This is a genomic window from Flavihumibacter cheonanensis (assembly GCF_022352215.1).
GTDB classification, from domain to species: domain Bacteria; phylum Bacteroidota; class Bacteroidia; order Chitinophagales; family Chitinophagaceae; genus Flavihumibacter; species Flavihumibacter cheonanensis.
Genome location: NZ_JAKRWF010000090.1, coordinates 1 through 288, shown reverse-complemented (window position 1 = coordinate 288; position 288 = coordinate 1). Strand labels below are relative to the sequence as shown.

The following is a 288-nucleotide window of genomic DNA, read 5'->3' as shown; positions in this document are numbered from 1 at the left end:
GCCCCTTCAGTGGCGGCGTCCCGATGGGCAGGTCGGACACGAGCGCACCGTGGGCCACGATCGCTTCGGCCAGGGCGGTATTCTCGCGGGGGTAAATCGTGTCGAGCCCGGACCCCAGCACCGCGACCGTCCAGCCGCCAGCCTGCAGCGCACCTCGATGGCTGGATGCGTCGATGCCAAGCGCGAGCCCGCTCGTGATGGCGAGGCCCGCCCCGGCCAGGTGGCGTGCGAACTGCTCGGCCGTCTCGCGGCCCAGTTGCGTCGGGTGGCGGCTGCCGACGATCGCGA

1 protein-coding gene is annotated in these 288 nt (G+C 72.6%); it reads right to left on the bottom strand.

The window, feature by feature from the left end:
- The coding region (locus tag MD536_RS21245) for a DNA-processing protein DprA (protein ID WP_239603796.1) at positions 1-288 on the bottom strand (288 nt) is incomplete at both ends.